The organism is Micromonospora cynarisoli, from assembly GCF_030518815.1.
Classification (GTDB): domain Bacteria; phylum Actinomycetota; class Actinomycetes; order Mycobacteriales; family Micromonosporaceae; genus Micromonospora; species Micromonospora wenchangensis.
On the sequence record NZ_CP130426.1, the window covers coordinates 5,363,941 to 5,379,480 of the forward strand.

Below are 15,540 nucleotides of genomic sequence, written 5' to 3' on the forward strand. Positions count from 1 at the left end.
GTAGAAACTCCTTGCGGGGTCAGGCCGGTTGGCGGGTCGGGTGGTTGCGTAGGGGCAGGGTGTGGCTGTCCGCGCCGAGGCCGATGGCGGCGTAGACGGGCGGGTTGGTGGTGCGCAGGGTCAGTGCCCAGACCGCGCCGAGGAGCGCGGCGGCGGCGTAGGCGGCGGGGAAGAGCCAGCGCAGTGGTGAGTGTGGGTCGACGCCGAGGAGGGTGTCGAACTCGCGGAGGGTGGCGGTGAGGATCGCGGCGAGCGTCAGTGTGGCGGTCAGGGGCGCGACGGTGGCCCGCCAGTGGCCCTCGTGGTGGCCGGTCCTTCGGGTGAAGTAGCCGAGGACGGCGGTGGAGGTGGCGGTCATCAGGATGAGGATGCCGAGTCCGCCGGTGACGGTGATCCAGAAGAACAGGTGCACGATCGGGTCGGCGTCGGTTGCCGCGTAGCCGGCGAGGGCGGTGAGTGCGAGGCCGCTCTGGGTGATCGAGCCGATCTTCGGTGCGCCGGTGTGGCGGCTGGTGCGGCCGAAGGCGGCGGGGATCACGTGTTCGCGGCCGAGGGCGAACAGGTAGCGGGCGACGGTGTGGTGGAAGCTGAGCAGGGCGGCGAACAGGCTGGTGATGAACAGGACCCGGCCGATGGTCACGACGCTTGCGTCGAGGTGTGGGGTGACGAGGTGGAAGATGAGGTCGGTGCCGTCGGTGCGGGCGGCGTCGACGATCCGGTTGGGGCCGGTGGCGACGGACATCGCCCAGGCGGACAGGCCGTAGAGCAGGCCGGTGACGGTGACGGCGAGGTAGGTGGCGTGGGCGACGGTGCGGCGTGGGTCCTTCGTCTCCTCGGAGAACACCACCGTCGCTTCGAAGCCGACGAACCCGGTGATCGCGGTGACCAGCGCCGCGCCGATCCCGGCGGCGAGGACGTGCGTCGGGGCGAGGGTGTCGACGGTGACGGTCGCGGCGGGGTGGGTGACCATGACCGTGTCGAAGACGACCACGACCGCGCATTCGGCGGTCAGCATGACGGCCAGGACGGTGCCGTTGAGGTCGATGCGCAGCACCCCGAGGACCGTCACCGCTGCCCAGGCGGTCAGGGCGCACAGCCACCACGTGACGGCCCATCCGTAGCGGTCGTGGAGGAACTGGGCCAGGACCGCGCCGAAGCCGCCGTACAAGCCGATCTGCATGGCGTTGTAGGCCAGCAGCGCGACGGCTGCGGCGGCGACGCCGGCCGGGCGGCCGAGTCCCCGGGTGACGTAGGTGTAGAACGCCCCGGCGTTGACGATGTGTCGAGACATCGCCACATAGCCGACCGTGAACAGCGCGAGCACGGCGGCGACCACCAGGTACGCCACCGGGATGCCGGTGACACCGGTGACGGCGTAGCCGGTGGTCGCACCTCCGGCGACCACGGTCAGCGGCGCGGCGGCGGCGATCACGAAGAACACGACGGAGGGGATGCCGAGCCGACCGCGTGCCAGGGTCGCGGAGATGGTGTCGGGTGGACGGAGAGCGGGAACGGGCATAGGGGACTCCGTGGGGGCGAAGAGGAACAGGCGATGGTTCGTGCACGCTCAGGAGGTGCGGTGGCTCAGCACGGCTGCGCCGACGGCGGCACCGAGTTCGCCGAGCAGGCCGGGCCACGGCGGAAACAGGTGCTCGACCAAGAGGCTCAGGTAGTCGCGGGCGAGCCAGGAGGCACCGTCGAGCAGTGCCACGTCCAGTTGGGTGTGCGCGGCCAGGCCGGCGAGGAGGACGTCGTGCTCGGGAAGGCCGCGACGGTTGCGGAGCTGTTGGGACAGTCGGGCCCAGGGCCAGGCGGCGGTGTTGATGTCCGTGGGTACGTAGACGGTGCGCCGCCGCCACCACGGGCCGGTCGTCTGCTCCCGGAGTAGCCCGGCCTGGGTCATACGCTGGGCGACCTGGTCGCCCGCGCTGGCGGCAAGGTACGACAGCCACTGCCGGACGGGCGTGTTCTGGGGCTCGGTGAGCATCCGGTCGAGGATCTTGTGTTGCAGCCAGTCCACCGGGGTGGGGCCGTCCCGCCAGACATGAACCGCGCCCTGGGAGAAGCTGATCCGGCCGGCGTAGTGCAACTCCATGAGCAACCCGGCCGCCAACCCGAGAGACAGCGCGGCGGGGAACAGGCGCGGCTGCCCGGTCCGATCGTCGTGGGCCAGGAAGTAGAAGTCGTTGGCGATCAGCAACGGCTGACGGCGGGCGGTAGCGACCGCGCGGACCGGCCGATCGGCGGGGGAGGTGGTCACCGCTGCTGGCCTTCCTGGGTCGGGGCGTCGGAGGGGTCGAGGAGGCCGTGACGCTGGAGGAGGCCACGGCCGACCGGGTGGTGACGCAGTTCTGTGACGGCCCAGCGGTGCTGCGCGCATCCGTCGTCGCGGCACTCGAAGCAGGTGCGGTCGAGGTGGCCGAGGACCGTTCTGCGGGCTGAGTCGTACCGGTCGCCGGGGTGGTCGCTCTCGTGGGTGCCGGTCATCGTGCGCCGCCGTAACGCCGTAGCGTGGTGATGCGGACCCGTAGTTCCAGGCAGGGTGGGTGCTGCTCCACGTGCGGGTCGCGCACTTCGGACGGTGGCCGAGGACGCGGCTGCCGGCCGGTCACCGGGTCCACGCCAGCATCCGGCGGAACAGGTCGTGGTCGCCGGGCACGTGGACCAGGTCGACGACGGCGACGTTCAGCACCCGGGCCATGGTGATCGACAGGTCGACCCGGTCGCCGTCGGCGGCGGCGGTGATGCGCTCCCGGGCGTGCGGGCAGGGCCACGGGTCCGGGCAGCCGGCGGCGCACGTCCACGCCGGCCGGGCCGGAACGTGCCCGTCGATGCCGGGAACGCGCTCAATTGAGCGCAAGACGGGCTGCACGTCGGCATCCCGCCCGTGTTCGTCGATCATGCGGAGTGACCCTCCGGAGCCGCGATGTGACCCCGGCAGCCGGACCGGCTGCCGATGAGAGCGCGCCTGGCGCGCTCTCGATCAGCATCCGGTGAGCAGACGGTCACAAGGCAGTAGGCGGGTGTCCGTCACCACCGTCCACCGTCCAGAACCAGTTGTGGACAGGTCAGCCGGCGGCCACCGTGAGCGCCTGCCGGTACTCCTCGGTCCACTCGGCGTCGACCTGGTCGGCCGGTAGACCGTCGAGGCCGGCACGTAGGTTGTCCGCCGCTGCCCCGGTGTCGCCGAGCGCGAGGTACGCCAGGCCCAGCCCCATTCGGGAGAACGTCGGCGTCAGCCAGTATGCGAGCGCGGGTGCCTGGTCGGACTCTGCGGCGGAGGTAAGGTCGCTGGCCTCACCGAGCAGCCGGGTAGCGGCCCGCCGGTCGCCGAGTAGCGCGTACCCGTGCGCGGCCTGCACGGCGTCCCCGACCCGCTGCAACGGGGATGCGCCCGGGGTGTGGTAGGCGGTGAGGAAGTGCCGCACGATCCCGCGAGGGTTCCCGCGCTGCCGCTCGACGTAGCCCCGGAAGTTCTCCACCTGAGCCGCCATCGGACCATCGTCGACCGCGTCCGCCTGACTGCCGGCGTCGACGAGAACCCTCACCGCCTGGTCGTCGTTGCGGGCAGACGCATAGAGCCAGCCGACGAACTGCGTCCACTCCGCCGCCACATACCGCAGCCCGTCCGCGTGCGCCCCGCCGGCCTGCCCGGCGAGGTCGTGAACGGCGTGCCATTGCGGGATCACCGCCGGCAGCATCATCGACGCCGGTAGCGCGTCGTCGAGACGGCGTTGGGCGGCGAGCACGTCCGCGAGCAGCCGCACCGTCGGCCCGTCGAGCCGGGTCGGACGGTCGACCACGTAGGCGAGCCGCTGCCGGTCGTCATCGGTGGCCACCGACGGGGCATCGACGACCAGGGCGGCGAGCACCCCGCCAGCGTCAAGCGCCTCATCAAGGTGCCGGGCAGCGTCACTGGATGGCCGGGTGCGCCCGACCTCCAAAGCGTGCAGGTAGCTCTTGCCGTAGAAGACCAGCCGGGACAGGGTCCGCAGCGACAGGCCGCGCTCGCGGCGCAGTCGGGCCAGTTCGGCGGGGAATCGTGGGTCGACGATGGTGCGGAGGCGTCCGGGCATGGCGGTGCTCCCCAGGTAGCGGGCTGGGCGGCGGACCGGCGGCCGCTACTCCGGCGGATCCGCCACAGTCGACGGTACCCGGAATGCGTCGCGGCCCGACGGATCTCGGCCGGGGCCAGCCGGTCCCGTCGGGCCCGGCTGGCCCACCCGGGCGCGGCTGACCAGGCGTCAGCGTCATACAGCCTCCTGCTCGTCCCTGACGCACGGAGACGGCCGGGGCACCCGCATCACCAACGCGGCGCAGGCGACCTCACCGGCCCGAGCAGTAGCCCTCGGGACAGTTGCGTCGATCCCCTAGCCTGGCCTCGTGCTACTGCCGTCCGACCTGCTCCTTTACCTAGCCATGCGGCCATGGGAGCTCGGTGACCTGGCTACCTGGCTGGGCGCCCTCGCCAACATCGCCACCGTCATCCTCGCCGCGGCAGCCGCCGTCGTCGAATACCGCGTCTAAAAGGTCGAGTCTGGACGCGATCTGGGCGAATACATGGAGGCACGCCGCCACTTGGCACAAGGTCTTCTTTTCGCCCATAAGGCGAATAGCTATGCCTTGATGGCGGATTCGTACTACCGACTTGGACGTGTCAGCATCCACCAAAGCAATCCTGCGGAGGCACTGCATCTTTTCCAGCTTGGTCAGATCGTCGCCACAAACTCAGGCTCCCTGACCTCGGTTGCCATCCTGTACGCGAACATCGCCTGGGCTCACGCGCGAATGGGGAACGCATCCGCAATGCAGGAATCGCTCGCACGTGCTCGTGACGAGATCGACAGAGCCGATACTGCGCAAGCGCCGCAATGGACGAGATTCTTCTGCGAACCGGCAGACATGGATGGCATGTCGGGAGTAGTCCACGCTGCGCTGGCCCGCCATTCAGAGCACCGCGATCAGCACGCAGCCCTCGCCGTGAGGCACGCTGATCGCGCCCTGCAGCGGCGGACCGAACGATCACGCAGCGGTGCGTTCGACCACGTTACAATGGCGCTGGGATACGCACTTCTCGGCGAACGAAGCAAGGTCGGACTGCACGCGACTGCAGTCATGCAAGCGATAGGACATGTCCGTTCTCGTCGGCTACTCGACCGCCTGTGCGACGTCGCAGACGTCATCGAGCCCAGTCACGATAAGGAGCTTGCGGAGGTGGCGACCGCCATCAGGGCGTGCGCAGCGGCGTGACCTAACCTGGCGGTATGTCGACCACCCTGACAGCCGAGGCCGCTGGAGAGATCCAGCGGGGACTCGATGCGGTTCGCCAACAGGCCGGGCTCACTACGGGTGAGGCCCGCTTGCTGCGATACACGATCAACGCTGTCTACCAGGTCGGGGACAGGGTGCTTCGGCCCTCCCCAAGGGGAGGTTGCTCGTCAGCGGGCTGAGCGAGTAGTCAAGGGCGTGTCGCTGCTCCGGCTGGCACTACGCCCCACATCCTGCGCGTCGACCAGATGCCATCGAGCTGGCCGCGCCCCTCGCACGACTGCATACCATCACGCAGACTCCTGCGTTTCTCCCGCGCTGGGCACCGATCACGGCGGCTCGCCGTCGACTGGCCGTGCTCGACGCTCTGCCAGCAGACGGTCTCCTGTTCATGCAGGGGTGGGCATCCCGCGAGGTGGGTCTGTCGCTCGACAGCCTCGCGGCGCTGCTCAACGATCGGTGCGATGCGTTGGAGCGGCAGGTCGCAGGGGCTACGTGGCAGCTACCCACAGGTGTCATCCACGGTGATGCCCACGTTGGCAACCTCCTGGCGGGCCGGTTATGCGATTTCGATTCGCTCTCGGTCGGTCCCCGAGAGTGGGATCTGGTGCCGTTGGTTCACAGCGCTACCCGCTTTGGTGATCCCAGAGCGCCATACGAAGAGTTCGCCGCTGCCTACGGATTCGACCTTTCGACCTCGCCGTCGTGGCCACTCTTGCGCGAAGTGCGGGAGTTGCAACTCGTGACCAGCGTGTTGGACAAGCTCCCCGGTCGGCCCGAGGTGGCCCAGACGTTGGGGCACCGGCTGCGCACCTACCTGAAAGGTGATCGATCGGCGGTTTGGCAGCGGTACCGGTAGGCCGTCAGATGCCGAGTCGAGCACTACCGTCGTGCGCTGCTCAACTACGGCGAATGCGGGCCGAGCGCGTCTGGTCGCTCCGCGTTCTCGCTGGACGCATCACCTGCAACCGCGGCTACGTCGGCAAGGTGGGGCAGGGCGCGCTCTATCTGAACAAGCTGACCGAGGTGGCGGCCTACGAACTAACTTGGAACGACGTGACCTCACGAGCACTCGACGAGACCTTGTCGGGAAAGTCGATCACCGGAGTGATGGAGGCATTCACCCGTGGCTGATATGACGACGGCCCGCTGGCGCAAGAGCACCCGCAGCGGCAACGGAGGGAACTGCGTCGAGGTGGCGACGAACCTGCTCGCCCGCCAGGACGCGGTCTTCGTCCGGGACAGCAAGGACCCGCAGGGTGGTCAGATCGTGGTGACGGCGCGGAGTTGGACGGCCTTCACTGATGCCCTGCGGGAGGGCGTGCTGACCCCGTAACCGGGGCGGGCCGTTCCATCGGAAGCAGCCGGTCGACACCGGCTGCTTCCGGTAGCGGCGTGGCCGCGAAATCCATGACGAGGCCGCCCATCAGCGGCAGGTCAACTGCCGGAGGGAGCGGCAGGGGGTACGCGGTGTGCCCGGTGGACGGGATGTTCCTCTGCTGCTGGGGTGGACTGGTTCCGGCCGGAGGAAGAGCCCCGATGATCATCACGCCTGCGCGGCGGAGCGATGTCGACGTCATCATGAGTTGGCGACGCGAACGTGCCTCCTGGCTCGCAGCGAGGGGTGAGGAGCAGTGGTCCATCCCCCTACCGCGTTCCGCCGTCGCGTCGACCGTCTCCGCCGGGCAGACATGGATGGTCTGGGACGGCGACGACCCGATCGCCACGATCACCCTGACCGCGTACGTCGACGTCGACAGCTTGTGGAAACCTGACCGGGACCCCGAGGCGCTGTGGTATCCGGAGGACGACCCGGCCGACGCGTTGTATGCGGCGAAGATGATGATCCCACTGCGGTACGCCGGCGAGGGGCTGGGTGGCGAGATGCTGGACTGGGCCGGAGGCCGAGCGTACGAAGCCGGGCTGACGTGGCTGCGGTTGGACGCTTGGACGACCAACTCTCGGCTGCACGACTACTACCGCAGGCAGGACTTCCAGCACGTCCGCACCGTTGAGTCGCGGGTATCGGGTGCCTGCTTCCAGCGGCCGGCGCAGCCGTACATCAGCGGCATACTCAAGACCGAGGGAGCCTGAGCAGCGGGTCACGCCCACGGTGCGATCAGTTCGGCGGGCCTGCACGACGTGCGCCTGCCCACCCCGTAGCCTGACCGACCCGGTGCGAGCGGTAGAGGAACGCGGGGCGATAGCCTCCGGGTGTGGAGTTCTCAACGCTGGGTCTGATCATCGGCCTCGCCGTGCTCGCCCCCAACCTGCTGCTGGTGCTGTTCCCGCCACGGACCCCGCCGCCGGCAGCGTACGTGCCCCGTCTGCTCGGGTGGATCGGGCGTGGGGGTCAGACCCTGTGTGTTCGCACCCGTCCATGACGGACCCCCATGTCGCCCTGTTGTGGCTGCCTGTGGGAGCGGGAGGGCATGTCGTTATCCATACGAGCAGATGGTGGGAACTACTGAACGCCCATCGTGAGCATCGTCGCGCTCGCCCGTTGTTTCACGCGGCCCTTGAGGTGTTCGATGGCCACGCCCGCTACGTGATCGAGATGACGCCAGCATGGGGCGGGCCAGCCGGGAGCCGGGGCGTCGTCGCCGGCGGACCGGTCGGTGCGCGGTGGCTCGGCGCTTCCCGGCTCTTCCGTTACGAGGTCCGATGCTGGCGTGACGGCACCATCCCGGACCGTGCCTGGGCAACGGGCCCGCCGACCCGGCTCCTGCTCTCCTCCGTCGAAGCCCGCGCACTTCTCGCACGCGTCTCCGAGGTGCCGCGCCTGGTCTGGGGACGCGATGCGTTCGGGATCAAAGACATGTGGAACTCCAACTCGCTGATCTCCTGGCTCCTGCACACCACGTCCGGCATCGACGCAGCACAGCTGAAACCACCGGGAGACGGCAGCGCCCCCGGATGGCGCAGCGGCATCGCCGCTGCCTCCGCCCGCGACGATCCACACCGCTGCGACCAGTCAAACGGTCAGCGGTGAGTAGACCTCTGACCCGTTACAACTCCTAACTCTTCGAGTGTTGGAGTCGGGGGTGCCGGGAGTGTGGCGATCTACGCAGTCCCGGTGGGACCCCTCGATGAGATGCGCCTCCTGTGACCGTTGGTGGCCGCTGCCCCGGGTGTGCGGTCGGTGCCGGCGTGACCGTCGCCGGGTCCGCCGTGGCTATCCTGGGCCCGTGCTGCCCCTACCGCCCGGCGACTTCCGGGCCTACCTGTTCGACTGCGACGGCACCATCGTCGACTCCATGCCTGTGCACCACCTGGCCTGGCGGGCGGCGCTCGACGAGTGGGGCTGCGACCTGCCGGAGGACCTCTTCTACGCCTGGGGCGGCCGGCCGGTGGCCGACATCGTCGTCGACCTCAACGCGCGGCACGGGCTGGCGATGCCGGTCGACGTGGTGGCCCGCCGCCGGGAGGACGCCTACCAGAGCTTCCTGCCGCAGCTCACCGCCGTGCCCGGGGTGCTGGCGCACATCGAACGGGCACACCGGCAGCTGCCGTTCGCCGTGGTGTCCGGCAGCACCCGGGAGTCGGTGACCGCCTCGCTGTCCGCGCTCGGCCTGCTCGACCGGTTCGACGTGCTGGTCTGCGCGGAGGACTACGCACGGGCCAAGCCGGACCCGGAGTGCTACCTGATGGCGGCCCGGCTGCTCGACGTACCGCCGGAGCAGTGCCTGGTGTTCGAGGACACCGACCTGGGGGTCGCGGCGGCGACGGCGGCGGGCATGGCCTCGGTCCGGGTCCCGCCGCCCTGGCAACGCTGAACCCCGGCCGGACCGGGGGCCGTCACCCCCGGTAGAGCTTCTCCGCGTACGTCGGGCCGTAGTAGCGCTCCAGGTCGGCCAGGCTCTCGGTCAGCGTCTCCACCTCCTTGGCCAGCCGGGCCCGCGACGGCAGCGCGTCCGGCTGCCAGGTTTCCGGCTGCCACAGCGCGGACCGCATGAACGCCTTCCCGCAGTGGTAGAAGATCTGCTCGACGGCCACCTCGACGGCGAGCACCGGCCGGTGTCCCTTGACGAGCATGTCGTCGAAGTAGGGCGCGTCACGCACCAGCTTCGCCCGGCCGTTGATCCGCAGGGTGTCCGTCCGGCCCGGGATCAGGAAGATCAGCCCGACGTGCGGGTTGTCGAGGATGTTGCGGTAGCCGTCGGCCCGCCGGTTGCCCGGCCGTTCCGGAACGGCGATCGTCAGGTCGTCGAGCACCAGCGCGAAGCCGGCCGGGTCGCCCTTGGGGGACACGTCGCAGGCACCGTCCGCGCCGGCCGTGGCGACCAGGCAGAACGGCGAGGCAGCCAGCCACTGCCGGTCCCGTTCGTGCAGCGAGGTGCGTTCCTTGGCCGCCGCCCGGGGCATCGGTGCCCCCAGCAGCGCGCGTAACTCCTCGTGCGAGGTGATCTCCGCCGTCACGTCCGCCTCCCCCGTCCGTTGGTCCCGGTGGCGGGCGGTGGCACACCGGCCGCCGTCCGTCAGCCTAGGTGGGCGTGGCGACCGGGTCTGCCCCGACGACGGCGGGCACCGGTTCGTCCCGCCCCGACGACGCAGTGGAGGGCCGCCATGGAGAGCCGACTGAAGGTGCTCGGGCACCCGGTGCACCCGATGCTGGTGATGTTCCCGGTGGCGCTGCTGGTCACCGGCACCGTCTTCGACATCGTGGACACGGTCGGCGGGCCCGACTTCCTCGCCGAGGTGGCGTACTGGAACATCACCGTCGGACTGGTCGGCGGCCTGCTGGCCGCGGCGGCCGGCGCGTTCGACCTGCTGGCCATCCCGGCCGGCACCCGGGCCAAGCGGGTGGCGCTCACCCACGCGGCGGCGAACGTCGCGGTGATCCTGCTCTTCGCCGCCGTCTGGGCCGTCCGGTTGAACGCCGAATCCCGGGCGGCCGGCGGCGCGCTGATCGCCATCGAGGTGGTCGGCCTGGCCATCCTCGGCGTCAGCGCCTGGCTCGGCGGGGAACTGGTCGACCGGCTGGGGGTCGGTGTCGACTCCGACGCCGGCCTGGACGCCCCCAGTTCGCTGCGGCCCGCCGCGGCCGGCCGTCAGGTCGGGGAGGTGCGGTGAGCGAGCAGCCGGGCCGGGGCTGGCGTGGCCGTCAGCAGGGCTGGGACCCGATGGGTGAACTCCAGGCGTTGCGCGCCGAGCTGAGCCGGCTGGTCGGCGGCCGGGGCGCGTCGCCCGACGTCGAGCTGACCGAGGTCGCCGACGGCTGGCAGGTGGTCGTCCGGTTGCCCGGGGTGGCACCGGAGGAGGTCGCCGTCGAGTTGGACGACCGGGAACTCTGCGTCCGGGCCCGGTCAGAGGCCGAGGTCAACGCCGACCAGGGCATCCCCGGCGGGTTCGAGACCCGGGGCTTCGAGTACCGGGTGGACCTGCCGTCCCGGGTCGACCCCGACGCCATCGACGCGGTGATGGACCACGGCCTGCTCCGGGTGCACCTGCCCCGGGCGGCCCGGCCCGCGCCGCGCACCATCACCGTCGACCGCACCGGCTACCCGCCCGGCCCCACCCGCAGCGGTACGCCCACCGGCGTGGACCCCGCGGCGGACCGGGAACTGCACCACCCGGGCACCGCCGTCGACCCGCTCGACCGGCAGTAGGGGCCCCGGTGGACAGCCCCGCCCTGGGTGGCCCGCTGGGGGAGCGGGTGCCCGACGTGGCCCGGATCGCCGTGCTGCGGGCCAACGCGCTAGGCGACCTCGTCTTCCTGCTGCCCGCCCTGGACTCGTTGCGGGCGGCGTACCCGGCGGCGGAGATCGTGCTGTTCGGCGCGCCGTGGCACGCGGCGTTCTGGCGCGACCGGCCCGGCCCGGTCGACCGGGTGCTGGTCGTCCCGCCGGCCCCCGGCATCCGCGAGGCCGGCCCCGACGAGCGGCCCGGGTCGCTCGACGACTTCCTGGCCGACGCCGCCCGGGAGGGCTACGACCTGGCGTTGCAGGTGCACGGCGGCGGGGCGAACTCCAACCCGGTCATGAGCCGGTTGGGGGCCCGGGTCACCGCCGGCCTGCGCGCCGAGGACGCCCCACCGCTGGACCGCTGGCTCCGCTACGTCTACTACCAGCCCGAGGTGACCCGCTACCTGGAGGTGGTGGGCCTGGTCGGGGCGGGCGCGGTCACCGTCGTACCGACGCTTACGGTGACCGACGCGGACCGGGCGCAGGCGCGGGCGGTGCTGGGCGAGCCGGACCGGCCCCGGGTGGCGCTGCACCCCGGCGCAACCGACACCCGGCGGCGCTGGCCGGCGCGGCGGTTCGCCGAGGTGGCCCGGGTGCTGCACGACGACGGGTACGAGGTGCTGGTCACCGGCACCCCCACCGAGCGGGCGGTGGTGGACGAGGTGGTCGCGGCGGCCGGGGTGCCGGTCCGTCCCCAGGTCGGCACGCTCGGCCTCGGCGGGTTGGCCGCCGCGTACGCCGGCTGCGCGCTGGTGGTCTCCAACGACACCGGCCCGCTGCACCTGGCCGGTGCGGTGGGAACCCCGACGGTGGGCGTCTACTGGGTCGGCAACATGATCAACGGGGCGACGCCGTTGCGCGCCCGGCACCGCCCGATCGCCGCCTGGACGACGCGCTGCCCGGTCTGCGGGGTCGACTGCACGCCCGGGATCTATCCGCACCGGCCCGGCGACGGCAACTGCCCGCACCGGGACTCGTTCGTCGCCGACGTGCCGGTGGCCGAGGTGCTCGAAGCCGCCGCCGACCTGCTCCGCCCCGAACCGGGCAGCGCCGCCGGCTGACGGCCCCGGCGGGGCTCAGGCCGGCTGCGCGGTGTCGGCGGCGACGACCTGCCACGCCTCGACGTCGCGGTCGGTGACCGTGGTCGGTGACTCCAGGTGGTACGCGCCGCTGGGCAGCACACCCGCGCCGCCGTACCGGGCCAGCACCGCGAGCTGGGCGGCGACGTCCTCGCCCTGGTGGTTCGCCGGCACCCGCCGCCAGAACTCGAAGCCGCCCGCGTCGACCAGCGCCGTCCGGTCGTAGAGCACGCAACCGCCGATCCAGGAGACCTTGTAGGCTCGCCAGGCCCCCGCCGGCAGAGCCAGCTGCTGCTGGACGTGCAGCAGGTTCGCGGCCGGATGGATGGCGGCCCGCTGCCACTGCGGGGTGTCGGGGCGGATCCTCTCCGGCACCACCGGCCCGTCCCACTCCTCGTAGTGCCGGTGCGTCTCGGGGCGGACGTCGTCGGCGTACGACAGGCCGTGCACCGCGTTGCCGACGAACCCGCAGCCCAGCTCCCCGATCGCGGTGACCAGCCGGTCCAGGGTGCCCGGTTCGAGCCAGACGTCGTCGTCGAGGCAGAGCACGTACCGGGCCACCGACCGGTCCAGCAGGTACGCCCGGTGTTCGGCCAGCCCGCGCCGGGGCAGCCGGCGGGTGAGCAGCACCGGGTGCCCCAGGTGGCGCAACGCCCGGACCATGGTGGCCGCCGCCGGGTGCGCGTACGCCGGGTCGTGGTCGGACTGGTCGCTGACCACCACCCCGAAGTCGGGGACCTCACCCTGGGCGGCCAGCCCGGCCAGGGTGACCGCCAGTTCGGCCGGCCGGTTGCGGGTGGGGATCAGCACGTCGAGCCGACGGGGTCGGCGGAACTCCCCGGCCGAGCCGAGGTCGAGCGGTCGGTTCACGTGGTCCTGCCCAGGTGTTCGGCGGTCGGGGTCGGGGTGGCCGGGGTCGGGTCCGGGCCGGGTGCCGCCGACGGACCGGCGGGTCGTACCGGCTCGTCCGGCGCGTCGGCGGCGCTGGCCGGACCGACGGCGGCCTGCGCGCGGATGCGGTCGATGATCGCCGAGGTGGACCGGTCCGGCACGTAGCCGAGGGTCCGCACCTGACCGCCGAGCCGGCGTACCAGGGGTGCCTCGGGGACCATCTCCGGCGGGTAGTCGCCGCCCTTGACGTACACGTCGGGGCGGACCGCCTCGATCAGGTCGACCGGCGAGTCCGCCTCGAAGACCACCACGTGGTCCACGCAGGACAGCGCGGCGAGCAGGGCGATCCGGTCCTCCACCGGGTTGACCGGCCGGTCGGGGCCCTTGAGCCGGCGGACGCTGGAGTCGGAGTTGACCGCCACCACCAGCAGGTCGCCGAGCGCGCGGGCCTGTTCCAGGTAGCGCACGTGGCCGGGGTGCAGCACGTCGAAGCAGCCGTTGGTGAACACCACGGACCGGCCGGCCCGCCGGTGGTCGGCGACGATCGCGTCCAGCTCGCCGGTGCCGACCAGCGTGGGGTGGGCACCGCCGTCGGGTGCGCCGCCGAGCGCGTCGAGCAGGTCCTCCCGGCGGCACACGCAGGTGCCGGTGTCCGAGACGGTGATGGTGGCGGCGAGCTGGGCCAGTTGGGCGGCGGTCGGCAGCGGCGCCCCGGCGGCCAGCGCGAGGGTCATCGCCGCCAGGTACGCGTCGCCCGCGCCGACGGCGTGACTGGCCGGGACCGGGGTGCTGTGGCTGCGCCGGGGCGCCCCGTCCGGGCCGCCCACGATGGCGCCCTCGGTGTCCAGGGTCACCGCGACCACGTCCGCGCCGGTGTGCGCCCGCAACTCGGCCAGCCGCGCCCGGGCCAGCCCGGCCCGGTCGACCCCCTCGCCGACGGTGGCGTTGACGGTCACCCCGGCCCCGGTCACGCTCAACCCGTCCCCGGTCATCGCGACCCGTCCCTCGCCGGGGGTCGGTTCCCCGGTCGGGCCGGTGGGTGCCCGGCCGACCCCGCCCGGGGCGGTGCCCACGACCAGCTCCGACGGCCCGTCCGCCGGGTCGTTCGGCGGGTGGTCCAGGTGCAGGCCGGTGCCGCCGGTACGGGTCGGGGCGGGCGGCACGCCGAAGCCGGCGGCGGCGCGGGCCAGCAACCGGGTCGCCTCGGCGAAACTGGGGGTGACCACCGTCGGGTTCAGCCCCCGCCAGTCGGCGAGGTCGTGGGCGTCCAGCGCGACGGTGGCGTACCGGTGGCGGTGGGCGACCAGCCAGGCGCGTACCGGGGCGGGCAGCGCGCCGAGGCCGTAGTCGCAGACCACCAGCGTGGGCGCGGCCCCGCCGGCCACCGCCCGCAGCTCCTCGGTGGCGCAGCTCAGGGCGGTGAGCAGCCGGCCGACCCCGTCGTCGTCGAGCGGGTCGTCCGGGTCGCCGGAGTCCTCGCGGAGCAGGATCTGGTTGCCGGCGAGCATCCGACGTTTCACCGGCGTCGGCCGGTGCGGTTCGCTGACCGTACGGTCCCAGACGCCGGCCCGGTCCAGGCAGTCGTGCAGCTCGTCGCCGGCCACGTCCGCGCCGACCGGGGCGACGAGCAGGGCCCGCCCGCCGAGGGTGGCGATGTTGACCGCCGTGTTCGCGGCCCCACCTGCGGCGGTGATCCGTCGACGCAGGGTGAGGATCGGCGCGGGGGCCTCCCGGCACAGCCGCTCCGACTCGGCGAAGCGCCACTCGTCGAGCATGGCGTCGCCGACGACGAGGACGGCGCGTTCCCGCCAGCTCTCCACGACCGTGGCGAGCCGGCGCTGTTCCGCTGCTGCTCCTGCCATGCCCACCGGGGTCCCCCGACCCGACCAGGCCAAACCCTCCGCCGCAGCCGGCGACCGGGGTCGGTGTTTCGGGCCCCGCGCCTCGGGAACCGACAGAGGTATCCGGAGAGGGGAAAATTCGACATGGCAGCCACGACATTGCAGGGCAAGCGGATCGCGTTCCTCGCCACCGACGGCGTGGAGGAGGTCGAGTACGTACAGCCGCGCGAGGCGGTCGAGAAGGCGGGCGCGACCGCCGAGCTGGTGTCGCTCAAGCCCGGCACCATCCAGGCCTTCAACCACCTGGACCAGGGCAAGACGTACGACGTGGCGGTGACGGCGGCCGACGCGGACGCCGACGGCTACGACGCGCTGGTGCTGCCCGGTGGGGTGGCCAACCCGGACTTCCTGCGTACCGATCCGGACGCGGTCCGGTTCGTGAAGGCGTTCTTCACCGCCGGGAAGCCGGTCGGGGTGATCTGCCACGGCCCCTGGACCATGGTCGAGGCGGGCGTGGTGTCGGGCCGCCGGATCACCAGCTGGCCGAGCCTGCGGACCGACCTGACCAACGCCGGCGCGACCTGGGTCGACGAGCAGGTGGTGACCGACGGCAACCTGGTCAGCAGCCGCAAGCCCGACGACCTGCCGGCGTTCTGCGCCGCGATCGTCGACCGGTTCGCCGACGGCGGCTGAGCCGTGTTCGACGGGCACGCGGGGGGCCGCCCGCGTGCCCGTCGGTGGATCCGGGGGCAGGTTTCCCCGGCCCGCAGGCATGTT

20 protein-coding genes are annotated in these 15,540 nt (G+C 72.0%); 13 read left to right on the plus strand and 7 right to left on the minus strand.

Annotated features, from left to right (window positions below; translation table 11 throughout):
- Positions 1-19: 19 nt before the first annotated feature.
- Together Q2K16_RS23510 and Q2K16_RS23515 are read right to left on the minus strand one after the other, a co-directional pair.
- Positions 20-1,519 (minus strand): APC family permease, encoded by a 1,500-nt coding sequence (locus Q2K16_RS23510; protein WP_302740192.1) that lies wholly within the window; start codon positions 1,517-1,519, stop codon positions 20-22.
- Positions 1,520-1,567: 48 nt separating this feature from the next.
- Positions 1,568-2,260: a GOLPH3/VPS74 family protein gene (locus Q2K16_RS23515; protein WP_302740194.1), complete on the minus strand. Its 693-nt coding sequence runs from the start codon at positions 2,258-2,260 to the stop codon at positions 1,568-1,570.
- Between the two features lie 47 nt (positions 2,261-2,307).
- On the opposite strand from Q2K16_RS23515, the gene Q2K16_RS23520 reads away from it, so the two are divergent.
- Positions 2,308-2,442 (plus strand): hypothetical protein, encoded by a 135-nt coding sequence (locus tag Q2K16_RS23520; protein ID WP_302740195.1) that lies wholly within the window; start codon positions 2,308-2,310, stop codon positions 2,440-2,442.
- Between the two features lie 166 nt (positions 2,443-2,608).
- Here the strand turns inward: Q2K16_RS23520 and Q2K16_RS23525 are convergent, their stop codons facing one another.
- Together Q2K16_RS23525 and Q2K16_RS23530 are read right to left on the minus strand one after the other, a co-directional pair.
- Positions 2,609-2,902, minus strand: a complete 294-nt coding sequence (locus Q2K16_RS23525; RefSeq protein WP_302740197.1) for a hypothetical protein — start codon at positions 2,900-2,902, stop codon at positions 2,609-2,611.
- A 166-nt stretch (positions 2,903-3,068) separates the two neighbouring features.
- A complete protein-coding gene (locus Q2K16_RS23530) occupies positions 3,069-4,076 on the minus strand; it encodes a helix-turn-helix domain-containing protein (RefSeq protein ID WP_302740199.1) in 1,008 nt (335 codons plus the stop codon).
- A gap of 472 nt (positions 4,077-4,548) precedes the next feature.
- Between Q2K16_RS23530 and Q2K16_RS23535 the strand changes: the two genes are divergently transcribed.
- From Q2K16_RS23535 to Q2K16_RS23570, 8 genes are all read left to right on the plus strand, one after another.
- Positions 4,549-5,250 (plus strand): NsdA family TPR-like regulatory protein, encoded by a 702-nt coding sequence (locus tag Q2K16_RS23535; RefSeq protein ID WP_489671932.1) that lies wholly within the window; start codon positions 4,549-4,551, stop codon positions 5,248-5,250.
- Between the two features lie 298 nt (positions 5,251-5,548).
- Complete coding sequence (locus tag Q2K16_RS23540) at positions 5,549-6,127, plus strand: phosphotransferase (protein WP_302746587.1); 579 nt, start codon at positions 5,549-5,551, stop codon at positions 6,125-6,127.
- Positions 6,128-6,180: 53 nt separating this feature from the next.
- Complete coding sequence (locus Q2K16_RS23545; protein WP_302740202.1) at positions 6,181-6,402, plus strand: hypothetical protein; 222 nt, start codon at positions 6,181-6,183, stop codon at positions 6,400-6,402.
- A complete protein-coding gene (locus Q2K16_RS23550) occupies positions 6,395-6,604 on the plus strand; it encodes a DUF397 domain-containing protein (RefSeq protein ID WP_302740204.1) in 210 nt (69 codons plus the stop codon). Before Q2K16_RS23545 ends, Q2K16_RS23550 begins: the two co-directional genes overlap by 8 nt.
- A 203-nt stretch (positions 6,605-6,807) precedes the next feature.
- Positions 6,808-7,362, plus strand: a complete 555-nt coding sequence (locus Q2K16_RS23555; RefSeq protein WP_302740206.1) for a GNAT family N-acetyltransferase — start codon at positions 6,808-6,810, stop codon at positions 7,360-7,362.
- 122 nt (positions 7,363-7,484) lie between these two features.
- The gene (locus Q2K16_RS23560; RefSeq protein ID WP_302740208.1) at positions 7,485-7,652 is read left to right on the plus strand and encodes a hypothetical protein; all 168 of its coding nucleotides are present in this window, start codon (positions 7,485-7,487) and stop codon (positions 7,650-7,652) included.
- Positions 7,653-7,771: 119 nt separating this feature from the next.
- Positions 7,772-8,260 carry a hypothetical protein gene (locus tag Q2K16_RS23565; RefSeq protein ID WP_302740210.1) on the plus strand — a complete coding sequence of 163 codons (489 nt, stop codon included), beginning with the start codon at positions 7,772-7,774 and terminating at the stop codon, positions 8,258-8,260.
- Between the two features lie 196 nt (positions 8,261-8,456).
- The gene (locus tag Q2K16_RS23570) at positions 8,457-9,044 is read left to right on the plus strand and encodes an HAD family hydrolase (RefSeq protein ID WP_302740212.1); all 588 of its coding nucleotides are present in this window, start codon (positions 8,457-8,459) and stop codon (positions 9,042-9,044) included.
- A gap of 22 nt (positions 9,045-9,066) precedes the next feature.
- Here Q2K16_RS23570 and Q2K16_RS23575 read toward each other — a convergent pair whose 3' ends face one another.
- Entirely contained in the window at positions 9,067-9,687 is a 621-nt protein-coding gene (locus Q2K16_RS23575; RefSeq protein ID WP_302740214.1) for a pyridoxamine 5'-phosphate oxidase family protein, read from the minus strand.
- 147 nt (positions 9,688-9,834) lie between these two features.
- Here Q2K16_RS23575 and Q2K16_RS23580 point away from each other — a divergent pair, with 147 nt between their 5' ends.
- The 3 genes from Q2K16_RS23580 to Q2K16_RS23590 are packed head-to-tail and all read left to right on the plus strand — an operon-like array spanning position 9,835 to position 12,013.
- Positions 9,835-10,341 carry a DUF2231 domain-containing protein gene (locus Q2K16_RS23580; RefSeq protein ID WP_302740216.1) on the plus strand — a complete coding sequence of 169 codons (507 nt, stop codon included), beginning with the start codon at positions 9,835-9,837 and terminating at the stop codon, positions 10,339-10,341.
- A 50-nt stretch (positions 10,342-10,391) separates the two neighbouring features.
- Complete coding sequence (locus tag Q2K16_RS23585; RefSeq protein WP_302746588.1) at positions 10,392-10,877, plus strand: Hsp20/alpha crystallin family protein; 486 nt, start codon at positions 10,392-10,394, stop codon at positions 10,875-10,877.
- 8 nt (positions 10,878-10,885) lie between these two features.
- Positions 10,886-12,013, plus strand: coding sequence for a glycosyltransferase family 9 protein (locus Q2K16_RS23590; protein WP_302740217.1), 1,128 nt, complete (start codon positions 10,886-10,888; stop codon positions 12,011-12,013).
- Between the two features lie 15 nt (positions 12,014-12,028).
- Here Q2K16_RS23590 and Q2K16_RS23595 read toward each other — a convergent pair whose 3' ends face one another.
- Complete coding sequence (locus Q2K16_RS23595; RefSeq protein WP_302740219.1) at positions 12,029-12,901, minus strand: glycosyltransferase family 2 protein; 873 nt, start codon at positions 12,899-12,901, stop codon at positions 12,029-12,031.
- Positions 12,898-14,784: a D-glycero-beta-D-manno-heptose 1-phosphate adenylyltransferase gene (gene rfaE2 / locus Q2K16_RS23600; protein WP_302740221.1), complete on the minus strand. Its 1,887-nt coding sequence runs from the start codon at positions 14,782-14,784 to the stop codon at positions 12,898-12,900. Before rfaE2 ends, Q2K16_RS23595 begins: the two co-directional genes overlap by 4 nt.
- Before the next feature lie 123 nt (positions 14,785-14,907).
- Here rfaE2 and Q2K16_RS23605 point away from each other — a divergent pair, with 123 nt between their 5' ends.
- Entirely contained in the window at positions 14,908-15,456 is a 549-nt protein-coding gene (locus Q2K16_RS23605; RefSeq protein ID WP_302740223.1) for a type 1 glutamine amidotransferase domain-containing protein, read from the plus strand.
- The last annotated feature ends 84 nt before the right edge of the window (positions 15,457-15,540 follow it).